This window comes from Streptomyces sp. NPDC101118 (assembly GCF_044759445.1).
GTDB lineage: Bacteria > Actinomycetota > Actinomycetes > Streptomycetales > Streptomycetaceae > Streptomyces.
Genome location: NZ_JBIVZG010000009.1, coordinates 129772 through 150293, shown reverse-complemented (window position 1 = coordinate 150293; position 20522 = coordinate 129772). Strand labels below are relative to the sequence as shown.

The window sequence follows — 20522 nt, the reverse complement described above, 5'->3', positions numbered from 1 at the left end:
CTGGGTACGGGTGGCGCGGTACGGGCGGCGCGGTACGGGTGGCGCGGTACGGGTCGCGCGGTACGGGTCGCGCGGTACGGGTCGCGTACCGCGGACGCCGGGTACGGGCGGCGCGGTACGCGGACGCCGCGCGGGAACGCGGAAGGCGGTGCGGGGCCGGGGCCCCGCACCACCCGGGCGGATCAGGCGATCGAGAAGGTCACGACCGACTGGTAGGTGTCCGCGAACATGAACGCGGGCAGCTGGATCATCGCGCCGCCGCCGACCGCGAACTCGCCACCGGTGAGTTCGTCGCCCCCGGCGGCCTGCGAGGCCACCTTGAGCGGGACGTCGGTGATGGCACCCGCGGCACCTGCGACGCAGGGGCTCGGGCTGTCCGGGTTGGTCACGGTGCAGGACGGCTGGATGCCGAGGCCCGCCGCGAGCGAGTGACCGGTGGAACTGTTCAGGAACGGCGTGCGGGTCACCGTCAGGTCCCAGCCGAGGGTGCCGCCGCGGAAGTCCTGGACGGTCGCCGCGTTGAAGGCGCCCACCACGGACTGCTTCTTGCCGTTGATCGTGATCGCGCCGAAGTCGAGCGTCGGCAGGCCGGCCGTGGGGCCGAGCGCCAGCGGCCCGGGCAGGACCTCGATGTCGACCGGGTGCGGGACGCCCTCGACGGGGGCGAGGTAGCTGAAGGGCTTGCCCGCGGTCGAACCGATGCGGATGTTGTCGGCCTTCTTGGTGACGGTCAGGGAGCAGGACGCGGCGCCGGAGGCGTCGGCCGTGCCCGTGCCGGTGTCACCGGTGTCCACGCCCGCGAGGGAGGCGGCACAGGTCACGGCGCCGGGCGGGAAGTTGGCACCGGTCGCGACGACCGCGGTGTTCGGCCCGCCGCTGTTGGGGCTGAGCTTGGTGGTGACCGGGTCCTTGGGCAGGGCCTCGACCGCGATGGAGCCGACCGTGGCGCTGGGCCGCGGCTGCGGCGTACAGGTGGTGACGTAGTCCATGCCGCCCAGGTTGGCGACGGTCACCGCGAGGTCCATCCTGAAGTCGAGCGTGGTGCCCTCGGTGCCGTCCGGGATGGTGAGGTTCGCGGTGAACGGCTTGGCGTCCAGCGGCACTCCGGGGGTGACGGTGACCGATTCCTGCGGGCTCGTGACCGTGATCGGCTGCCCCGGGACACCGACGAACGTGATCTTGGTGGTGTTCAGCGTGGTCACCGCGAACGCCGGCACCAGCGGGCTGGGGCCCGGGTCGATGGTGACCGGCACGGTGTCCCCGGCCTTGGCCGTGTCCGGCAGGGTGATGGTGAAGTCCTGGTTGCCGGACCCGTCCGACTGCGGCGCGGGCGCGTCACAGTTCATGAAGATGGTGGTCGTCTTGGTGGCCGCCTGCGCCGTCCCGGTCAGGCCCGCCACGCCGCCCAGGGCCAGGGTGAGGGCGCCCGCCCCGGCAAGGATTCTTCGTCGGTAACTCGTACTCACTTCGGTCGCGACTCCTTCGTCATGACGAGCCCTCCCCCACACCCGCTTGTGCGGGGGAGTCCGAGCCGGTGCGGTGGCCGACATTGACGCGTCGCGGTGATGAGAAGTCAATGACTTGCATTCCCGGGAAACGCACAGAAATTGATGTCCCATCAGGACCTGACCCGGAAGGCTTCCGGGCCGGGGCAGGTCAGGCGGCCGGTGCGTGCAGCAGCAGGTTCGGCGTCTCCTCCGGTACGCCGGTCAGCGCGCCCGGCGTGGCGTCCGCCCGCAGCGCCGTGTCGATCTCCGCCGGGGACGCGGCCGGGTGGGCCGCCAGGTACCGGGCGATGACTCCCGCGACGTGCGGCGCGGCCATGGAGGTGCCGGATGCGGTGACGGGTTCGCCCGGGGTGCGGCCGGCGGAGGTGACGTCCACGCCCGGGGCGTACAGGTCCAGGCAGGGGCCGTGGTTGGAGAAGCCCGCCGCCGAGTCGTCCGTGTCGCTCGCGCCGACGGTGACCGCCGTGGGCTCCGCGGCGGGGGAGGTGGTGCAGGCGTCGCCGCCCTCGTTGCCGGCCGCCACGCTGTAGGCGATGCCGCGCTCGACGGAGCGGCGGATGGCGTCGTTGAGCGCCTGGCTCAGGGGGCCGCCCATGCTCATGTTGGCCACCGCGGGACCGTCGCCCGCCCGGGCGCTCACCCAGTCGATGCCGGCCAGCACGTCGGCCGTGCTGGCCGTGCCGCGGCAGTCCGCCACGTGCACGGCGACGAGCCGCACCTGCTTGGCGACCCCGTACGTGGTGCCGCCGATGGTGCCGGCCACGTGCGTGCCGTGGCCGTTGCAGTCGCCGGGCTCCAGGTCGTCCGAGGCCGTGAAGCCGGTGGAGGCGCGGCCGCCGAACTCCGGGTTGCCCGCCTCGATGCCGGTGTCGACGACGTACGCGGTGACCTCGGCGGCGGCCGCGGGGGCGGCGTACGTGTACGTGCCGGACAGCGGCAGCGCGCGCTGGTCGATGCGGTCCAGGCCCCAGGGCGCCCCGGTCTGGGTGAGGGGCTGGTCGTCCGTGATGCGGAACTCGCGGTCGGGTTCGAGGTAGTCGACGCGGGGGTCGGCGGCCAGGGCGCGGGCGCGCTCGGGCGTCAGCCGGGCCGAGTAGCCGCGTACGGCGCTCTCGTAGACGTGCTCGACGGCCCCGCCGGACGCGGCGGCCAGCGCCCGCGGACTCCCGGCGGCCCCGTCCCGCAGCACGACGATCCACCGCCCGGTCTCCTCGGCATCGGCGCGGGGCGCGGAAGCCGTGTTCGGCGGGGTCGCGGGAGCTCCGGGGTCCGCGGCCGTCGCGGGGGCCGCGGCGGCGAACAGTGCGGCGGCGGCCAGTGCCGCCAGGGGTGTTCTGATCATGCCGCCGATGCTCCGCGACCCGCCCCCACCGGCCCCCAAGGCGCCCCGCCGCACACCGGGGGGCCACCCGATCAGTCGCGCCGGCCCCCCGGTGCGGGAGCCGGACCGGCGGGTTCCGGGAACTGCCAGCCGTGCATCGCGAAGACGCCCTCGTCGTGGCTGCCCGCCGCGCGGTACGTGGCCAGGGCCGGGCCGTTGTCCGTGTCGACGCCCACCCACATGCCGTAGGAGCCGCGGTCACGGGCCGCCGCGGCCAGGGCCTCCGTGAGGGCGCGCCCGATGCCGCGGCGGCGGTGCTCCTCGTCCACCGAGAGCTCGTACAGGCACATCTCGGTGCCCTTGTCCGGGTGGGTCATCTCGACGCCGGAGACCATGCCCGCCGGGTGGCCGTCGACGTACGCGATCAGCATCAGGTGCCCCGGCGCGGCCAGGAACCGCTCCGCCCACTCCTGCCTCACCGGCCCGTCGAACAGGGCCTCGGCCGCGACCAGTTCCGCGACGGTCCGCGCGGGACGGATGTCGGCGGGGCCGTCCGGGCGCGCCTGCGCCGGGCCGGCCGCCGGGCCGGTGACGCGGTCGTCCGTCCCGCCCTCCCCGGCGCCGTCCACCCGGTCGTCCGCACGGCGGCCCGACCCCGGGTCCTCCGCGCCGTCCTCTCCGTGGCCGCCCGAACGACGGTCCTCGCGGCTGTTCATGGCGCCGAACCTAGACCCCCGCTGCGGCCACCGCCACGGCCGCCGCGAAACCCGCCGGCGCGGTCACGTCACGGACGGCCCAGCCCGGCGTCGGCGCGGGCAGCCCGGCGGTGCCCATGTACGGGTCCCGCAGCCCCTTCGCCAGGCCCATCCCGGTGCCCTTTAGGTACGCCTCCTTGCGCGCCCAGACCCGGCCCAGCAGCGGTGGCCTGGCCTCCTCCGGCAGGGCCAGCAGCTCGGCGGCCTCCCGCGGGTGCAGGGTCTCGACGAGGTCGGCGGTGGCCTCGGCGTCCGGGACCGCCTCCACGTCCACGCCGACCGGACGCCCGGAGAAGGCCATCAGCGCCGCGTCACCGCTGTGCGAGAGCGAGAAGTGCAGGGTGCCGGCGAGCGGCCCGGCCGGCGCGGGCCGCCCGTGCGGCGCGCCGCAGCCGGGGCAGTCCTCCCGTACGAAGGCCACCTCGCCCGCAGGCACCCCGAGGTAGCCGCCGAGCAGCACCCGCAGGCCCACGTGCGCCGCGAGATAGCGCCGCCGGTCGAGGTCGCGGACCAGCCGGGCCGCGCGGCTCCGCTCGGCGGCGTCGAGCAGCCCCGGCCCGTCCCCGGCGAGCAGCCCGTCGTCCACCCGCACCCCGCCGACCACCTCCCGCGTGGTGTCCAGCCGCCACAGCTCCACCGCACCGCCCGTGGGCCGGTCGCCGGGACCGGTCCCCGGGGCGTCCCCGCCCAGCTCGTACTCGCCCATCCCGCGAGGGTATGCCGTCGGGCAGAGGCCCATCTCGGCCGGGAGGGGGATGAGCGGGGTCCGTTTCCTCCGGATAATTTCCGCATGGTCCGCCCCTTCGTCCGCTCCCTCGCCGAGGCCGCCGCCGGGGCAGCCGTCTTCGCCGTCACCCACACCGTGCTGGCCGGCGCCGGCACCGGCGTCTCCCTCCCCCGCGAGGTCAAGGCGCTGATGGTGCTCGCCGCCCTCGCGCTGCTCGTCGTACGCCGCCGCCGGCCGGCGCTCAGCCTCCTGGGCACCGGCGCGCTGCTGGGTGCGCTGTCCTCCCTCGGGATGCTGATGGCCGTCATCGCGTACACCGCGGCCCGGCAGCTGCCCGGCGCCCGGCGGCGGGCGGTGCTGCTGCTCTCGGCGAGCGCGGTGACGGTCTGTTCCGCGGCCCTGTCCGCGCCCTACGAGGGCCTGGGCTCCCTGCGGTACGGGCTGACCATCGGCGCGGTGGTGGCCGGGCTGACCGTGCTCGTGCCGGGGCTGGCCGGGGCCTCCGCGGGCCAGCAGGACCGCCTGGTCGCCGCACTGCGCGAGCGCAGCGAGACCGCGGAGGAGGCCTCGCGGATCCAGGAGCGCACCCGCATCGCCGCCGAGATGCACGACCTCGTGGGCCACCGGCTGAGCCTGATCTCCCTGCACACCGGCGGGCTGGAGATGGCCCTGCGCGGCCAGCCGCGGGACCTGCGCGAGAGCGCCGCCCAGGTCCGCCAGACCACCCGCGACGCGATGCGCGAACTGCGCGAGGTGCTGGGCGTGCTCGGGCCGCTGTCCCGCGACACCGGTACGGACGCGCTCACCGACGCCACCGGCACCCGCGCCGACATCGAGGCCCTGGTGACGGAGTCGCGGGCCGGCGGGGTGGCCGTCACCCTGCACTGGTCGGGGCCCGACACGGACGTGCGGGAGGCCCGGGTGCGGCGGGCCGTGCACCGGGTGGTGCGCGAGGGCCTGACGAACGTCCACCGGTACGCCGCCGGCGCGCGGGTGTCCGTCGTCGTCACGCACACCGGTGAGCTCGCCGTCGTACGGATCACCAACGGCCCCCGGGCCGAGGGCCACCCGGCCGCCCCGCACGGCACCGGCCGGGGCCTGACGGCACTGCGGGAACGCGTCGCGCTGCTCGGCGGCACCCTGGACGCGGCGCCCCGGCCCGACGGCGGGTTCACGCTCACCGCCCGCATCCCGGCCACGCCGACGGACCCGTCCCGCCCCTCCGCCGACCCGGCCCGCCCCTCCGCCGACTCGGGCCGCCTCGACGCCGACCCGGGCCGCCCCGCGGGTGCCGCCCTGCTGCGGCGGCTCGGCCAGGGCGCCACCGCGCTGCTCGGCATGGCGGGGGTGGGCGCGATGCTGATCCTGGGGCTGCGGCTCGCCGACGACCTGCGGCTCAGCCACGACTACGCGCCGCCGGAACCGCCCCGCCTGGGCATGTCCCGCTCCGCGGCCGAGCGCGCCGGCGCCGTGGACCACGAGCTGAGCCGGGCCGCCGCCGCGGGCCGTGAACCGCCCCGCCCCGCGGGCACCACCGAGTGCGTCTACCCGTACTCGTACGACACTTCCGGACCGAACTCGATCGAGCTCACCCGGTACTGTTTCAGCGGCGACGTCCTGACCGGTATCGACCGGTTCGACGTACCGCTGGCGCCCGGGCGAGAGACCAGGAGCACCCCATGACCCCGCAGCGGCCCGTCCGCGTCCTGCTCGCCGACGACGAGCAGATGATCCGCACCGGAGTGCGGCTGATCCTGCGCCACGCCGAGGGCATCGAGGTGGTCGCGGAGGCCCCCGACGGCGCCCGCGCGGTCGAACTCGCCGCCGAGCACCGCCCCGACGTGGTCCTGCTCGACATCCGGATGCCCGTGCTGGACGGCCTCGCCGCCGTCGCCCCGCTCACCGCGCTCGTCCCGGCCCCGCAGGTCGTCATGCTGACCACCTTCGGCGACGAGGAGAACGTGCTGCGGGCCCTGGAGGCGGGCGCGACGGGCTTCCTGCTCAAGGACGAGGGCCCGGAGGAGCTGATCAGCGCGGTACGGGCGGCCGCCGCGGGCGACGCGGTCCTCTCCCCCGGCGTCACGGGCACCGTCATCCGCCGGATGCTGGCCGCCGGCACCGGCCGGAACCCCGGACCCGACGCCCGGCTCGCGGCCCTGACCGACCGGGAGCGCGAGGTCCTGGTGATGCTGGGCGGCGGGCTGGCCAACTCGGAGATCGCCGGGCGGCTCGGCATCGGCGTCGGCACCGTCAAGACGCACGTCGGCTCGATCCTGGAGAAGACCGGCACGACCAGCCGGGTCCAGGCGGCCGTCCTCGCCCACCGCTCCGGTCTGCTGCCCTGAGCCGCCTCCGCCCGGTGGGCCGGCCCTCGCTCCGGCCCGGGGCCGCCCCCAGGCGTGGGGAGTCCCGGCAGCGGACCCCTCTCAGCCGTCGGCCGGTGTCAGCGTGACGACCGGGACGCGGCGTCCCGAGCGCGCCTGGAAGTCCCCGAGGAACGGCGCGACCGCGAGCTGGGCCGCCCAGAGCCGCTCCCGCTCGGCGCCGTCGGCCACCGTGGCCGTCACGGTGAAGGAATCCTTCCCGACCTCGACGCCGGCCGAGGGGTCGGCCAGCAGGTTGTGGTACCAGCCGGGGTGGTTCTCCCGGCCGCCGTTGGCCGCGAAGACCACCAGCCGGTCCCCGTCCCTCAGGTAGGCCATCGGCGAGGTGCGCGGTTCCCCGCTGCGCGCCCCGGTGGTGGTGAGCAGCAGCAGCGGCATGCCCTCGAAGTCGCCACCGACGACCCCGCCCGCCGCCCTGAACTCGTCGATCACCCGCTGGTTGCGCTCCAGTCGCTCCGACACGGCTCCCCCTCGTCCCGCTCGTCAGCCCCGACGTGGTTCCGGCCCGATTCTCGGGGCGGATTCCGGCGGTCCGCCAGCAGACGGGCCATACCTGGTGAGGTCCGGCGGCCGGGCCGGGGAAGGCGGGGTCCGACGACTGGGACCGGCACGGGACCGGACCGGCCGCGGGGCGGAGCCGGCGGGGCCCCGTACGGGATCCGCAACGACCCGTACGGGCTCCGCACGCGCAGGAACCCCCGGCCGGTGAGGGTGGCCGGGGGTCTGCGGTTGCGGGACCGCGGGGCCGGGCCCATGGGGGGACCCGGACCCGCGCCCGCCGTCAGTGGTTGCGCGGGAAGCCGAGGTCGACGCCCGCCGGGGCCTCGGACGGGTCCGGCCAGCGGGTCGTGACGACCTTGCCGCGCGTGTAGAAGTGGATGCCGTCGTTGCCGTAGATGTGGTGGTCGCCGAAGAGCGAGTCCTTCCAGCCACCGAAGGAGTGGTAGCCCACCGGCACCGGGATCGGCACGTTGACGCCGACCATGCCGGCCTGGATCTCCAGCTGGAAGCGGCGGGCGGCGCCGCCGTCGCGGGTGAAGATCGCGGTGCCGTTGCCGAACGGCGAGGCGTTGATGAGGGCCACGCCCTCCTCGTAGGTCTCGGCGCGCAGCACGCACAGCACCGGGCCGAAGATCTCGTCGCGGTAGGCGTCGGAGTCGGTCTTGACGTTGTCCAGCAGCGACAGGCCGATCCAGTGGCCGTCCTCGAAGCCGTCCACGGTGTAGCCGGTGCCGTCCAGGACCACGTCCGCGCCCTGCTCGGCGGCGCCGTACACGTACGAGGCGACCTTGTCGCGGTGGGCCTTGGTGATCAGCGGGCCCATCTCGGAGGTCGGGTCGTTGCCGGGACCGATCTTGATCTTCTCGGCGCGCTCGCGGATCTTCTGGACCAGCTCGTCGCCGATGGAGCCGACCGCGACGACGGCCGAGATGGCCATGCAGCGCTCGCCGGCCGAGCCGTACGCGGCGGAGACCGCGGCGTCGGCGGCGGCGTCCAGGTCGGCGTCGGGCAGCACCAGCATGTGGTTCTTCGCGCCGCCCAGGGCCTGCACGCGCTTGCCGTTGGCGGAGGCGGTGGTGTGGATGTGGCGGGCGATCGGGGTGGAGCCGACGAAGGAGACGGCCGCCACGTCCGGGTGCGCCAGCAGCGCGTCGACGGCGACCTTGTCACCGTGCAGCACGTTCAGCACGCCGTCGGGCAGGCCGGCCTCCTTGGCCAGCTCGGCCAGCTTGTTGGCGGCCGACGGGTCCTTCTCGCTCGGCTTGAGGACGAAGGTGTTGCCGCAGGCGATGGCCAGCGGGAACATCCACATCGGGACCATCGCCGGGAAGTTGAACGGCGTGATGCCGGCGACCACGCCGAGCGGCTGGCGGATGGCGGAGACGTCCACGCGGTTGGAGACCGAGGTGGACAGCTCGCCCTTGAGCTGGGTGGTGATGCCGCAGGCCAGCTCGACGATCTCCAGGCCGCGGGCGACCTCGCCCAGCGCGTCCGAGTGGACCTTGCCGTGCTCGGCGGTGATCAGCTCGGCGATCGCGTCGCGGTTGGCGTCCAGCAGGGCGCGGTACGCGAAGAGCACCTTGGTGCGGGCGGCCAGGGAGGACTGGCCCCAGGTCTGGAAGGCCTCGCGGGCCACCTGTACCGCCGCGTCGACCTCCTCGACGGAGGCGAGCGCGACCTGGGTGGTGACCTCGCCCGTCGCCGGGTCGGTGACCGGGCCGAAGTTGCCCGACGCGCCCTCGACGGTCTTGCCACCGATCCAGTGGTTGACGGTCTTCATTGCTACTCCTTCACAGATGGCGACGTCGCGCTGCGGCTTGCCGGTCGTACTCTTCGCGTGCTCTGACGGCCGACGTGCGGGTCGCGGTCTCGGCCACAGGCACATCCCACCACGCCTGTGCGGGGGGCGGGCCCGACACAGTGTCGGGCGTTTCGGTCTCCGTGTAGACACATGTGGGGCGGCCCGCCGAACGGGCGGCCGCGAGGGCTTCCCGCAGGTCACGGACGGTGCGGGCGCGGATCACGGTCATTCCGAGCGAGGCCGCGTTGGCCGCCAGGTCCACCGGAAGGGGGTCCCCGGTGTACGAGGTGTCCAGTGCCCGGTGACGGTAGTCGGTGCCGAAGCGCTCACCTCCCACGGCCTCGGAAAGGCCCCCGATGGAGGCGTACCCGTGGTTGTCCAGGATCACCACCGTCAGCGGGATTCCCTCCTGCACCGCGGTGACCAGTTCGGTCGGGTTCATGAGGTACGAGCCGTCGCCGACCAGGGCCCAGACGGGCCGGCCGGGGTCCGCCAGGGCCACGCCGATCGCGGCCGGGATCTCGTAGCCCATGCAGGAGAAGCCGTATTCGACGTGGTATTGCCGCGGTGAGCGGGCCCGCCACAGCCGGTGGAGGTCGCCGGGCAGCGAGCCGGCCGCGTTGACCAGCACGTCCTCGTCGGTGACCAGGGCGTCGAGCGCACCGAGCACCTGGGCCTGGGTGGGGCGGGCGTCCTCGTCGGGGGCGTGGAAGGCCCGGTCGACCAACGTCTCCCAGTGGGCCTTGGCCTTGCCGTACGACTCCTCGTACGCGGCCGGCACGCGGTACCCGGCCACCGCCTCCCGCAGCGCGTCCAGGCTCTCGCGGGCGTCGCCGACCAGCGGCAGCGCGGCCTGCTTGTGGGCGTCGTGGGGGTCGAGGTTGAGGCCCAGGAAGCGGACGCCGGGGTCCTGGAACAGGGTCGAGGAGGCGGTGGTGAAGTCGCTCAGCCTGGTCCCGGCCGCGATCACGAGGTCGGCGGCGCGGGCCAGGTCGTCGGCGGTGGCGGTGCCGGTGTGGCCGACGGCGCCCACGTCGGCGGGGTGGTCGTGGCGCAGCGAGCCCTTGCCGGCCTGGGTGGAGGCGACGGGGATGCCCGTGGCGTCGGCGAAGGCGCGCAGGGCGTCCTCGGCCGCGCTGTGGTGGATGCCGCCGCCGGCGACGACCAGGGGGCGGCGGGCCGCCCGGACCGCCGCTGCGGCGGCCTCGACCTCCGCGGTCCCGGGGCGGGGGCGGCGTACCGGCCACACCCGTTCGGCGAAGAACTCCTCCGGCCAGTCGTGGGCCTCGGCCTGCACGTCCTGCGGGAGGGCGAGGGTGACGGCGCCGGTGGCCACCGGGTCGGTGAGCACCCGCATGGCCTGGAGGGCGGCCGGGACCAGGGCCTCGGGGCGGCCGATCCGGTCGAAGTACCGCGAGACGGGCCGCAGGCAGTCGTTGACGGACACGTCCCCGGCGTGGGGCACCTCCAGCTGCTGGAGCACGGGGTCCGCGGGCCGGCCGGCGAAGACGTCTCCGGGCAGCAGCAGGACGGGGATGCGGTTGATCGTGGCGAGGGCCGCGCCGGTGACCAGGTTCGTCGCGCCGGGCCCGATGGACGTGGTCACGGCGTGGGTGCTGAGCCGCCCGCTGTGCCGGGCGTACCCGACCGCCGCGTGCACCATGGCCTGCTCGTTGCGGCCCTGGAGGAACGGCATGCCGTGCTCCGGTTCCGGGCCGGTCTCCAGCAGTGCCTGCCCGATCCCGGCGACGTTGCCGTGGCCGAAGATGCCCCAGGTGGCGGCGATCAGCCGGTGCCGCCGCCCGTCCCGCTCCGCGTACTGCCGGGAGAGGAACCTGACGAGAGCCTGGGCGGTGGTGAGCCGGACGGTGCGCGGGGCGGTCACGGGGCCTCCTCGGGGTCCGGGGCCGGATGGGGCGGCCGTCCGGTGACCGGCAGCCTGGGATCGACTTCCTGCCCCGCCCAGGACGCGCGAACCCACGCGTGACCGGGATGGTCGCGGATCAGCCACTCCCGCTCGGGGCCGGGTCCGGCCATCACGTTGAGGTAGTACATGTCGTGGCCGGGGGCGGCGATGGACGGCCCGTGCCAGCCGTCGGGGATCAGCACGGCGTCCCCGGTGCGGACCTCGGCGAGCACGTCGGTCTTCCCGGCCGGCGACGGGCTCACCCGCTGGTAGCCGACGCCGGCCGTGTCCCCGTGCGGGGCGATCTCGTAGTAGTAGATCTCCTCCAGCCGCGACTCGTGCCCGGGGTGGTGCTCGTCGTGCTTGTGGGGCGGGTACGAGGACCAGTTGCCGCCGGGGGTGAGCACCTCGACGGCGATCAGCCGGTCGCAGGCGAACGTGTCGGCGGCGGCGAAGTTGTTGACCTGCCGGGAGCAGACGCCGGCGCCGCGGATCTCGACCGGCACGTCCCCGGCCGCCCCGTACCGCGCGGGCAGCACGGCCTCGCACACGGCCCCGGCCAACGCGAACCGCCCACCGGCGGCGGCCCGCACCTCACTGACACTCCCCCGCGGCAGATAGACGAAGTCACTGGGCCCCCCGAACACCCCGTCCCGCCCCCGCAGCTCAAACGCAACGACCCGCCCGTCCCCAACACCCCCGGCCCCGACCTCCCTCACACCTCCAACCCCGCCGGCACTCCCGGCGCCAAGGCCCGCAGACGCAACCTCCACCGCTTCTCCACCCCCGCCGGCACTCCCGGCGCCAAGGCCCGCAGGCCCAACCTCCACCGCTTCTCCAGCCCCGCCGGCGTTTGAGGCGCGGGGGTCTGGGGGCGGAGCCCCCGGGTTCGTTCCAGCCCCGCCGGCGTTTGAGGCGCGGGGGGCCGGGGGCGGAGCCTCCGGTGAACGGGAGAAGGGCGGGGCGGGGACGGGCTCCGCGCAGCGGACCTCGCACCCACCCGACAACGGCAGCACGATCCACTCGCACTCCCCCGCCTCGTGCACGTACACCTCCCCCGCCCCCAGGGAAACCACCCGCAGCCGCGCGTACTCCATCCCCCACTCACCGCGAACCGGCACGCCCCAGCACCTCCTCGATCTCCGCGGCCACCGGCATGGCGGACGAACACGCCAGCCGCGAGGCGACGATGGCCCCCGCCGCGTTCCCGTACCGCAGCACCCGCTCCGGCTCCCACCCCGCCAGCAGCCCGTGGCACAGCGCGCCCCCGAACGCATCGCCCGCACCCAGCCCGTTGACCACCTCCACCGGCACCGGCGGCACCTCGGCGACCCGCCCGTCCCGGTGCATCGCCAGCACCCCCTCGGGGCCGCGCTTCACCACCGCCAGCTCCACCCCGGCCGCCAGCAGCGCCCGCCCCGCCGCCAGGGGATCCCGCTCGCCGGTGGCCACCGCGCACTCCTCCTCGTTGCCCACGGCCACCGTGGCCAGCGACAGCGCCCGCGCGTAGTGCTCGCCCGGCGGCTCCGACCACAGCATCGGCCGCCAGTCCAGGTCGAAGACGGTGGTCCCGGACTTCGCCCGGGCCTCCAGTGCGGCCAGCGTCGCGCCCCGGCTGGGCTCCGCGCTCAGCCCGGTCCCGGTCATCCAGAAGACCCGCGCCGCCCGGATCGCGCCGAGGTCCAGCTCGCCCTCCCGGATCTCCAGGTCCGGCGCCTTCGGCAGCCGGTAGAAGTACAGCGGGAACCGGTCCGGCGGGAACACCTCGCAGAACGTGATCGGCGTCGGGTACGCGGCCACCTCGGCCACGTACCGGTCGTCCACCCCGAACCCCCGCAGCTCCGACCGCAGGTACGCGCCGAAGGGGTCCGCGCCCGTCCGCGTCACCATCGCCACCCGCCTGCCCAGCCGGGCGGCGGCGACCGCCACGTTCGCCGGCGAGCCGCCGAGGAACCGGCCGAACGTGTCGGCCTCCCCGAGCGGCACGCCCGTCTTGAGCGGGTACAGGTCCACCCCGATCCGTCCCATGGTGATCAGGTCAAACCGGTCGCTGGTCACTGGCAATCCTCCGAACATCCCCGTGCGTTCTGCCTAAGCTGGCCGTATGACCTCCTCCCCGCCCGCGTTGACCCGCATTCGGCTCGGTTCGGCTCCGGACTCCTGGGGGGTGTGGTTCCCCGACGACCCCGAGCAGACGCCCTGGGGCCGGTTCCTCGACGAGGTCGCGGACGCCGGGTACGAGTGGATCGAGCTCGGCCCGTACGGCTACCTCCCCACGGATCCGGTACGGCTGAAGGACGAGACGGAGCGGCGGGGCCTGCGGGTCTCGGCCGGCACCGTCTTCACCGGACTCCATCACGGGCCCGCCGTCTGGGACGCGACCTGGGAGCACGTGTCGCAGATCGCGGCCCTGACCCAGGCCATGGGCGCCGGGCACCTGGTGGTCATCCCGTCCTTCTGGCGCGACGACAAGACCGGCGCCGTCCTGGAGGACGCGGAGCTCGACGCCGGCCAGTGGAGGGAACTGGCCCGCCAGACCGAGCGTCTGGGCCGCGAGGTCCGGGACCGCTACGGGCTGCGGATCGTGGTCCACCCCCACGCCGACACCCACATCGACACCCCGGAGAACGTGGCCCGCTTCCTGGACGCCACCGACCCGGACGCCGTGTCGCTCTGCCTGGACACCGGGCACTACGCCTACTGCGGCGGCGACAGCGTGGAGCTCATCGAGACCTTCGGCGAGCGCATCGGCTACCTGCACCTCAAGCAGGTGGACCCGGCCGTACTGGCCGAAGTGCGGGCGGAGCAGGTGCCGTTCGGGCCCGCGGTGGCCCGCGGGGTGATGTGCGAGCCGCCCCGGGGGGTACCGGACCTGGCACCGGTGCTGGCGGCGGCCGAGCGGCTGGACACGCCGCTCTTCGCGATCGTCGAGCAGGACATGTACCCGTGCCCGCCCGACCGCCCGCTGCCCATCGCCCGCCGCACCCGCGCCTATCTTCGGTCCTGCGGCCTGCGCTGAGGCAGTCCGCCCACAGCAGCAGCGAGGGGGATCCATGAGCGGCACGCTCGGCATCGCGGTGATCGGCACGGGCCGGATGGGCGCCGACCACGTACGGCGCATCGACCGCGTGATCAGCGGGGCCCGGGTGGCCGCCGTCGCCGACCCGGACGGGGACCGGGTCAAGGAGATCGCCGCCGGCATCGAGGGCTGCGCCGCCTTCACGGACCCGTCGGCGGCCCTCGCGGCGCCGGGCGTCGACGCCGTGCTGATCGCCTCGCCCGGCCCTGCCCACGAGGCCACGGTGCTGGAGGCCCTCGGCAGGGAACTCCCGGTGCTCTGCGAGAAGCCCCTCACCCCGGACCCCGGGGGCGCGCTGCGGATCATGGAGGCGGAGCAGCGGCTGGGCCGGCGGCTGGTGCAGGTCGGCTTCATGCGCCGGCACGACGCCGAGTACGAGCGGCTCAAGTCCCTGCTGGACGCCGGGGAGCTGGGCCGGCCGCTCTTCCTGCACTGCCGGCACCGCAACGCCTCGTCCCCTTCCTTCTTCACGACCGAGATGCTCGTGAACGACTCGGTGGTGCACGAGGTGGACGCGGCCCGCTGGCTGCTCGGGCAGGAGGTCACCGCGGTGACGGTGCTCTCGCCCACCTCGTCCGCCGCGGCGCCCGAGGGACTGCGCGACCCCCAGTTCATCCTGCTGGAGACCTCCGGCGGGGCCCTGGTGGACGTGGAGATCTTCGTCAACTGCGGCTTCGGCTACCAGGTGGTGTGCGAGGCCGTCGGCGAGTCCGGCAGCGCCCGCATCGGCGACGGCCAGTCGGTGCTCGTGCAGTCCCGGGGCCGCTGGGGCGGCGAGATCACCCAGGACTACACGGTGCGCTTCGCGGACGCCTACGACCGCCAGGTCCGCCGCTGGGTGGAGGCCACCCGGCGGGGCGAGGTGACGGGTCCCGGCGCCTGGGACGGCTACGCCGCCGCGGCCGTCAGCGAGGCCGGTGTCACCGCCCAGCGCACCGGGGTCCGCACCGAGGTCTCCCTCGCGCCGAAGCCGGCCCTGTACGCCTGAACGTCCTCCCGTGCCCCGGCCTCGCCGGCCCCGTGGCGGGAGGGCGGCGGCGTCCCGCTGTCCCGCGCCCGTCACAGCGATCGGCGCCCCGTGACGGATGTCCGCGTTACGCGGGTCTTCCGTCACAGGCGGTCGACAGCCCCTCCCCCTGCCCCGAGGGCCGTCGTTCTCGGGGCACAAGGCTGAGTGATCGTCAGCGTCCGTGCCCCGCTTCCCCCGACGGCCTCCCGGCCGACCGGCGGCACGGACAAGGAGGTGCCGCAGATGACCGACCGAAAGCTGTGGTCGTACAAGGAGATCGCCGCACACATCCGGGTCCAGCCCGACACCGTGCGGTCGTACCGCAAGCACGGGCTGCTGCCGCCCCCGGACCACGTCGAGGCCGGCAAGCCCTACTGGTACGCGGACACCATCCGGGACTGGGTGGCCCGCCGTCCCGGCAACCGGGGCCGCCGGGACGACTGAGGGCCCTCCTACCCCACGCGCTCGGGAACCGGTGCGGCGGCTTCCTCCGCCGCCCGTCCCACGGGGGCCGGCGGCGCGGCGCTCTCCCCCTCGCTCAGCCCGAAGCGGTCGTGCAGCGACCGGAGCGGGCGCGGGGCCCACCAGGTGGCCCGGCCGCTCAGCTTCATCACCGCCGGCACGAGCAGCCCCCGGACGACCATCGCGTCCATCAGCACCGCCAGCGCGATCCCCAGGCCCAGCATCTTGGTGTTGGTCACCCGGGAGCTGCCGATGGCCACCATCACCACCGCGAGGATCACGGCGGCCGCGGTGATCAGCCCGCCCGTCTTGGCGAGCCCGGCCCGCACGGCACCCTCGTGGTCGCCGGTCCGCTCGTACTCCTCCTTGATGCGGGATATGAGGAACACCCCGTAGTCCATGGAGAGGCCGAAGGCGATGCAGAACATCAGCACCGGCAGCGTCGTCTCGATGTCCCCGGTCGCGGTGAAGCCGAGCAGCCCGGACAGGTGGCCCTCCTGGAACACCCACACCACGGCGCCGAACATGGCCGTCAGGCTGAGGGCGTTGAGCAGCACCGCCTGGAGCGGGATCAGCAGGCTGCCGGTCATCAGGAACACCAGCAGCAGCGTGGCCGCCGCGATCAGCACGCCCGCCTTGGGCAGTTGTTCCGCGATCGCGTCCTGGGCGTCCACGAGCACGGCCGCCTGGCCGGTCACCGACGTCGTGAAGGGTGCGTCGACCGCGCGCACCTCGCCGACGAGGTCCTGGGCCTTCTGGCCCACGGCCTCCCCTTCGGCCAGCACGGAGAAGTACGCGTACTCGCCGGACCTGACCGGCCCGTCGGCCCGCAGCACGCCGGGCAGTTCCGCGATCCGGCCCCGGTACGCGGCGTAGGCGGCGTCGTCGGCCGGCCCCTCGGCCAGCACCACGAGTCCGGCCCCCGGGCTGCCGGGGAAGCCGTCCCTGATCTGCTGCTGGACGATGTGGGAGGCGGCGGTGGAGGGCAGCTGGCGGTCGTCCACGGTGCCGAACTTGACTCCGAGGAAGGGCAGTCCGAGCAGCAGCAGCCCGGCGGTGGTCGCCACCGCGAAGACCGGCGCCCGGCGCATCACCAGAGCGGTGCTGCGGGCCCACCCGCGGCCGGACCCGTCGGGCCGGCCGGCCGCCCGGCCGCGCCGCCAGAGGCGCCTGAGGTCCAGGGCGTTGACCCGGTCCCCGAGCAGCACCAGCGCCGCGGGCAGCAGGACCAGTGCGGCGGCGGCCGCCAGCAGCACCACCGCGACCCCGGCGTAGGCGAAGGAGCGCAGGAAGTACATCGGGAAGAACAGCATCCCGGACAGGGCGACGGCGACGGTGAGGGCGGAGAAGAGCACGGTCCGTCCCGCGGTGCGCAGGGTGGTGGCCACGGCCGCGGCCGGGTCCTTCCCGGCGGCCAGCTCCTCGCGGTACCGGCGCACGATGAAGAGGGCGTAGTCGATGGCCAGGCCCAGTCCGAGCGCGGTCGTGAGGTTCTGGGCGAAGACGGAGACCTCGGTGATCTCGGTGAGTCCGCGCAGGACGGCGTTGGTGCCCAGGATGGCGACGATTCCGACGCCGAGCGGCAGCAGGGCGGCGACCGCGCTTCCGAAGACGAGGACCAGCAGGACGAGGGTGACCGGCAGGGCGATCAGCTCGGCCTTGAGCAGGTCCTCCTGGATGGTGGTGGTCACCTCGCGCTGGACGGCCACGGGGCCGCCGATGGAGACCGAGACCGGTCCCCGGGTGCCCTCGAAGCGGGGTGCGATGCGGTCCAGCGTCGCGGTGGCCGTCTTGTCGTCGCCCTGGACGCGGGCGGCGATCAGGGCCTGCCGCCCGTCCTCGGAGCGCAGCAGCGGCGCCTTGGTCCGCCAGTACGAGCCGACGCCGGTGACGCCGGGCTCCGCGGCCAGGGCCGCGGTCAGCCGCTCCGCCTCGGCCGCGACGGCCGGGTCGTCCACCCGGCCCTGCCCGGCGTCGAGGAGCAGCAGCAGGTTGGGCTGGGAGGCCGGGAACTCGCGCTCCAGGACCTCGGCGGCGTACGTGGACCGGGCGTCCGGGTCCTCCCAGCCGCCGCTGCCCATCCGGTCGGCCACCCCGCCGCCCGCGAACACGGCGAGCGCGGTGACTACGAGGGCGAGCAGCAGCGACAGCCGCGGCCGCGCGGTGACGAACCGCGTCCAGCCGCCGCCCCCTCCGCCGGTCACCGCGGACGCGGCTCCCCCGGCGCCTCGCGACCCGTCGCCCTTCCCGGAGCCGCCGGCCCCGCCGGACCCCCCGCCTCTGCCGCTCCCGCCGCCCCCGCCCGTCGCGGGATCCTTCGTGGCCAGGGCCTTCTTGACTTCGGACATACCTCGGTGTCCCCTTCACCATGACCCGCCGACACGGGTCGCCCCCATTGCCCAAGACCAGACCAGAACCAAGCCCAGACCCGTAGACTGGCAAACACGAGACCTCGCTCGCGTTCCCCAAGAATGCGAGCGGGCGCTCGCGTTTGTCAATCGCTCCTGGGGAGTACCTGGAAAGCAGAGGAATCACCGTGCCGGAGGCCAACCCCGCCGAGACCGCCAAGCCGCGCCGCCGCCAGGCCCGCGGCGAGCGCCGCGTGGCCCAGCTCCTGGAGGCCGCGGCCGGCGTGTTCTGCCGCAGCGGCTACGCGGCGGCCAGCACCAACGCCATCGCCCGCGAGGCCGGCGTCTCCCCGGGGACGCTGTACCAGTTCTTCCCGAACAAGGAGGCCATCGCGATCGAGCTGGGCGGCCAGCTGCTGCACAAGGCGAACGTGACGCACGGCCAGGCCTTCCTGCCGGAGAACCTGCACCTGCCGCTGCCGGAGCTGCTGGACGCCGTCCTCGACCCGGTCATCGCCTTCAACTGCGAGAACCCGGCCTTCTGGGCGCTGATGCACGGCTCCGGCATCCCGGGCCACATCAACGACGAGCACGAGGCGCTCCACCAGGGCCTCCAGACCAGGGTCGAGGGCATCCTGGCCACGTTCCTGCCCGGCGCACCGCAGGCCGAGCTGTCCCGGACCGCGCACATGACGCTCGCGGTCTTCAAGGCGGGGCTCGACCTGATCCTCGCCAGCGAGGGCGCCGAACGCGAGGCGTACGTCGCCGAGCTGAAGACGGTGCTCTTCCGCTACCTGGACCCGCTCCTCGGGGACCGGACGGCGGCACCCGGGACCACCGCGCGGTAACCGGCGCACCGGGCCCCGCGGTAACCGGCGCGCCGGACCCCGCGGAAGGCGGCCCTCACCAGGACTCCTCCCCGACCCGCTCGCCCCGCGGCAGGGTTTCCCCGGCGCCGGCCCGGCACTTGAGGGCGACCAGCGGGAAGACCAGTACGGAGACCATGGCGGCACCGACCAGGGCCGCCGCCTCCCCCGCGCCCAGCGCCCCGTCCTCGACGCCCAGCGTGGTGATGGCGACGACCAGCGGCAGCGCGGTGGACCCGAAGAGGACCAGCGCCGCCCGGTCCCGCCGGACCAGGTCGCGCGGGGCCAGGAACCAGATGGGCAGCCCCCGCACCACGAGGAAGAGCAGCAGGAAGAGGGGCAGCAGGAGCAGCTCCCGCCCGCCCTCCAGCAGCGAGTCGAGGTCGAACTCGATGCCGGTGACGACGAAGAACACCGGCACCAGGAAGCCGAACCCCATGGCCTCCACCTTCGAGAGGACCAGCCCGCTGCTCTCCGGGGCGGCCCCCTGGAGCACGAGCCGCGTGACCATCCCGGCCGCGAAGGCCCCGAGCAGCACGTCCAGGCCCAGCACCTCGGTGAGCCCGAGCATCAGCACGAGCAGGAAGACCACCAGCCGCACCGCGAACTGCCCGCTGCTGTGCAGGGTCTTGGCGATGACCCGGGAGAACCACGGCGGCTTGGGCCGCATCGCCCAGAGCACGGCCAGCGCGGTGAGCACCGCGAAGGCGATCAGGGTCGCCGCCGAGGTGGCCGGCGCCCGCCCGCTGAGCAGCAGCGCCATGGCGATGATCGGGCCGAACTCGCCGACCGAGCCGAAGGCCATCATCACCGTGCCGAACCGGGTCCCCAGGTCCCCGGCGTCCCGCAGCACGGGCAGGATCGTGCCGAGCGCGGTGCTGGTCAGCGCGGTGCCGATGTACACGCCCTTGGTGAACCCGCCGCCGTGCGCGAGCAGCACGCCGAGGGCGAGGCCGAGCGCGAGCGCCGCGGTCCAGGCCCACACCGAGCGCCTGAGCGTGTCCCCGCGCACCCGGTCGAACCGGATCTCGTACCCCGCCAGGAAGATCAGCATGGCCAGGCCGAGCTGGGAGAGCGTGTCGATCACGCCGCCGGATTCGGCCCAGCCGAGCACGTCGGGGCCGACCAGGATGCCCAGCAGGATCTCGAAGATGACCAGCGGCACCGGGAGCCAGCGGGAGACTCCGTAGGCCAGCAGGGGCGCGAGGACGGCGATGGCCATGATCAGAACGAGCGTCCCCGAATGCGACATACGCCCCATTTATCTACGCTCCCACACGATCCGCCACCCGGAAGAGGGGCGATGGAGGGCCGCTCGACCGGAGCGGGACGCGTCGCCGGAGAGGCTCGCGTAATACCCCCCAGGGGTATAGTGTGGTCAGCGTCGGGAGACGGTGGAGGGATCCACGGGCTCCCGGCCCCCTGACTTCGCACGTCCCGAAGAGGAGAACGACATGACCGCCGAGACGGACACCCAGACCACCACCGGCTCCTGCTGCGGCGGCAGCAGCGCCTGCGCGGACGGCACCGCCGCCGCCGCGGGCGTCACCACGGTCTACCGCGTCACCGGCATGACCTGCGGCCACTGCGAGGGCGCCGTGACCGCCGAGGTCTCCGCCCTGCCCGGCGTCTCCTCGGTCAAGGCCGTGGCCGCCACCGGCGAGGTCACCGTGATCTCGGAGGCCCCGCTGGACCTGGAGGCCGTCCGCGCCGCCGTGGACGAGGCGGGCTACGAGCTCGCCGGCCTGGCCTGAACCACCGCACGGCGCCCGGGCCCCGCGGGGTCCGGGGGCCGCACTCCTCACGCAGGACTTCCCGCCGGACCGTGCCGGCCGGCTGATACCGGTCCCGTACG

Annotated in this window: 18 protein-coding genes; 7 read left to right on the top strand and 11 right to left on the bottom strand. The window is 74.6% G+C overall.

Annotated elements, in window-relative coordinates; genetic code table 11:
* Positions 1–182: 182 nt before the first annotated feature.
* The 4 genes from ACIQUQ_RS17375 to ACIQUQ_RS17360 form a co-directional block, all read right to left on the bottom strand.
* Entirely contained in the window at positions 183–1466 is a 1284-nt protein-coding gene (locus ACIQUQ_RS17375) for a hypothetical protein (RefSeq protein WP_403976501.1), read from the bottom strand.
* A gap of 190 nt (positions 1467–1656) precedes the next feature.
* Positions 1657–2850: a S8 family peptidase gene (locus ACIQUQ_RS17370; RefSeq protein WP_403976499.1), complete on the bottom strand. Its 1194-nt coding sequence runs from the start codon at positions 2848–2850 to the stop codon at positions 1657–1659.
* A gap of 71 nt (positions 2851–2921) precedes the next feature.
* The gene (locus ACIQUQ_RS17365; RefSeq protein WP_403976647.1) at positions 2922–3368 is read right to left on the bottom strand and encodes a GNAT family N-acetyltransferase; all 447 of its coding nucleotides are present in this window, start codon (positions 3366–3368) and stop codon (positions 2922–2924) included.
* A gap of 187 nt (positions 3369–3555) precedes the next feature.
* Positions 3556–4290 (bottom strand): 4'-phosphopantetheinyl transferase family protein, encoded by a 735-nt coding sequence (locus tag ACIQUQ_RS17360; RefSeq protein WP_403976497.1) that lies wholly within the window; start codon positions 4288–4290, stop codon positions 3556–3558.
* An 84-nt stretch (positions 4291–4374) separates the two neighbouring features.
* Here ACIQUQ_RS17360 and ACIQUQ_RS17355 point away from each other — a divergent pair, with 84 nt between their 5' ends.
* Together ACIQUQ_RS17355 and ACIQUQ_RS17350 are read left to right on the top strand one after the other, a co-directional pair.
* Positions 4375–5994, top strand: coding sequence for a sensor histidine kinase (locus ACIQUQ_RS17355; protein ID WP_403976495.1), 1620 nt, complete (start codon positions 4375–4377; stop codon positions 5992–5994).
* Positions 5991–6656 carry a response regulator gene (locus ACIQUQ_RS17350; protein ID WP_403976493.1) on the top strand — a complete coding sequence of 222 codons (666 nt, stop codon included), beginning with the start codon at positions 5991–5993 and terminating at the stop codon, positions 6654–6656. Before ACIQUQ_RS17355 ends, ACIQUQ_RS17350 begins: the two co-directional genes overlap by 4 nt.
* An 81-nt stretch (positions 6657–6737) precedes the next feature.
* Here the strand turns inward: ACIQUQ_RS17350 and ACIQUQ_RS17345 are convergent, their stop codons facing one another.
* From ACIQUQ_RS17345 to iolC, 5 genes are all read right to left on the bottom strand, one after another.
* Positions 6738–7157 (bottom strand): nitroreductase family deazaflavin-dependent oxidoreductase, encoded by a 420-nt coding sequence (locus ACIQUQ_RS17345; protein WP_403976491.1) that lies wholly within the window; start codon positions 7155–7157, stop codon positions 6738–6740.
* A 319-nt stretch (positions 7158–7476) separates the two neighbouring features.
* A complete protein-coding gene (locus ACIQUQ_RS17340) occupies positions 7477–8976 on the bottom strand; it encodes a CoA-acylating methylmalonate-semialdehyde dehydrogenase (RefSeq protein WP_399950353.1) in 1500 nt (499 codons plus the stop codon).
* A gap of 10 nt (positions 8977–8986) precedes the next feature.
* Complete coding sequence (gene iolD, locus ACIQUQ_RS17335; RefSeq protein ID WP_403976488.1) at positions 8987–10882, bottom strand: 3D-(3,5/4)-trihydroxycyclohexane-1,2-dione acylhydrolase (decyclizing); 1896 nt, start codon at positions 10880–10882, stop codon at positions 8987–8989.
* Positions 10879–11733, bottom strand: a complete 855-nt coding sequence (gene iolB, locus ACIQUQ_RS17330; protein ID WP_403976486.1) for a 5-deoxy-glucuronate isomerase — start codon at positions 11731–11733, stop codon at positions 10879–10881. Before iolB ends, iolD begins: the two co-directional genes overlap by 4 nt.
* Before the next feature lie 274 nt (positions 11734–12007).
* Positions 12008–12961 (bottom strand): 5-dehydro-2-deoxygluconokinase, encoded by a 954-nt coding sequence (iolC, locus tag ACIQUQ_RS17325; RefSeq protein WP_403976484.1) that lies wholly within the window; start codon positions 12959–12961, stop codon positions 12008–12010.
* Between the two features lie 46 nt (positions 12962–13007).
* On the opposite strand from iolC, the gene ACIQUQ_RS17320 reads away from it, so the two are divergent.
* The 3 genes from ACIQUQ_RS17320 (at position 13008) to ACIQUQ_RS17310 (ending at position 15435) form a co-directional block, all read left to right on the top strand.
* Positions 13008–13922, top strand: a complete 915-nt coding sequence (locus ACIQUQ_RS17320; RefSeq protein WP_403976482.1) for a sugar phosphate isomerase/epimerase family protein — start codon at positions 13008–13010, stop codon at positions 13920–13922.
* A gap of 34 nt (positions 13923–13956) precedes the next feature.
* A complete protein-coding gene (locus tag ACIQUQ_RS17315; RefSeq protein WP_403976480.1) occupies positions 13957–14970 on the top strand; it encodes a Gfo/Idh/MocA family protein in 1014 nt (337 codons plus the stop codon).
* Between the two features lie 264 nt (positions 14971–15234).
* The gene (locus ACIQUQ_RS17310; RefSeq protein ID WP_399950339.1) at positions 15235–15435 is read left to right on the top strand and encodes a helix-turn-helix transcriptional regulator; all 201 of its coding nucleotides are present in this window, start codon (positions 15235–15237) and stop codon (positions 15433–15435) included.
* Positions 15436–15443: 8 nt separating this feature from the next.
* Here the strand turns inward: ACIQUQ_RS17310 and ACIQUQ_RS17305 are convergent, their stop codons facing one another.
* Positions 15444–17657: an MMPL family transporter gene (locus ACIQUQ_RS17305; RefSeq protein WP_403976478.1), complete on the bottom strand. Its 2214-nt coding sequence runs from the start codon at positions 17655–17657 to the stop codon at positions 15444–15446.
* A 332-nt stretch (positions 17658–17989) separates the two neighbouring features.
* Between ACIQUQ_RS17305 and ACIQUQ_RS17300 the strand changes: the two genes are divergently transcribed.
* Complete coding sequence (locus ACIQUQ_RS17300) at positions 17990–18649, top strand: TetR/AcrR family transcriptional regulator (protein ID WP_403976476.1); 660 nt, start codon at positions 17990–17992, stop codon at positions 18647–18649.
* Positions 18650–18704: 55 nt separating this feature from the next.
* On the opposite strand, the gene ACIQUQ_RS17295 is transcribed toward ACIQUQ_RS17300, so the two are convergent.
* Entirely contained in the window at positions 18705–19919 is a 1215-nt protein-coding gene (locus ACIQUQ_RS17295) for a cation:proton antiporter (protein WP_403976474.1), read from the bottom strand.
* 202 nt (positions 19920–20121) lie between these two features.
* On the opposite strand from ACIQUQ_RS17295, the gene ACIQUQ_RS17290 reads away from it, so the two are divergent.
* Positions 20122–20421, top strand: a complete 300-nt coding sequence (locus ACIQUQ_RS17290) for a heavy-metal-associated domain-containing protein (RefSeq protein WP_403976472.1) — start codon at positions 20122–20124, stop codon at positions 20419–20421.
* The last annotated feature ends 101 nt before the right edge of the window (positions 20422–20522 follow it).

Bases quoted from the DNA above. Each gene is read 5' to 3' on its own strand.
- ACIQUQ_RS17370 (WP_403976499.1), bottom strand. From the start codon at position 2,850: ATGATCAGAACACCCCTGGCGGCACTGGCCGCCGCCGCACTGTTCGCC.
- ACIQUQ_RS17360 (WP_403976497.1), bottom strand. From the start codon at position 4,290: ATGGGCGAGTACGAGCTGGGCGGGGACGCCCCGGGGACCGGTCCCGGC.
- ACIQUQ_RS17355 (WP_403976495.1), top strand. From the start codon at position 4,375: ATGGTCCGCCCCTTCGTCCGCTCCCTCGCCGAGGCCGCCGCCGGGGCA.
- ACIQUQ_RS17350 (WP_403976493.1), top strand. From the start codon at position 5,991: ATGACCCCGCAGCGGCCCGTCCGCGTCCTGCTCGCCGACGACGAGCAG.
- ACIQUQ_RS17340 (WP_399950353.1), bottom strand. From the start codon at position 8,976: ATGAAGACCGTCAACCACTGGATCGGTGGCAAGACCGTCGAGGGCGCG.
- ACIQUQ_RS17320 (WP_403976482.1), top strand. From the start codon at position 13,008: ATGACCTCCTCCCCGCCCGCGTTGACCCGCATTCGGCTCGGTTCGGCT.
- ACIQUQ_RS17315 (WP_403976480.1), top strand. From the start codon at position 13,957: ATGAGCGGCACGCTCGGCATCGCGGTGATCGGCACGGGCCGGATGGGC.
- ACIQUQ_RS17310 (WP_399950339.1), top strand. From the start codon at position 15,235: ATGACCGACCGAAAGCTGTGGTCGTACAAGGAGATCGCCGCACACATC.
- ACIQUQ_RS17295 (WP_403976474.1), bottom strand. From the start codon at position 19,919: ATGTCGCATTCGGGGACGCTCGTTCTGATCATGGCCATCGCCGTCCTC.
- ACIQUQ_RS17290 (WP_403976472.1), top strand. From the start codon at position 20,122: ATGACCGCCGAGACGGACACCCAGACCACCACCGGCTCCTGCTGCGGC.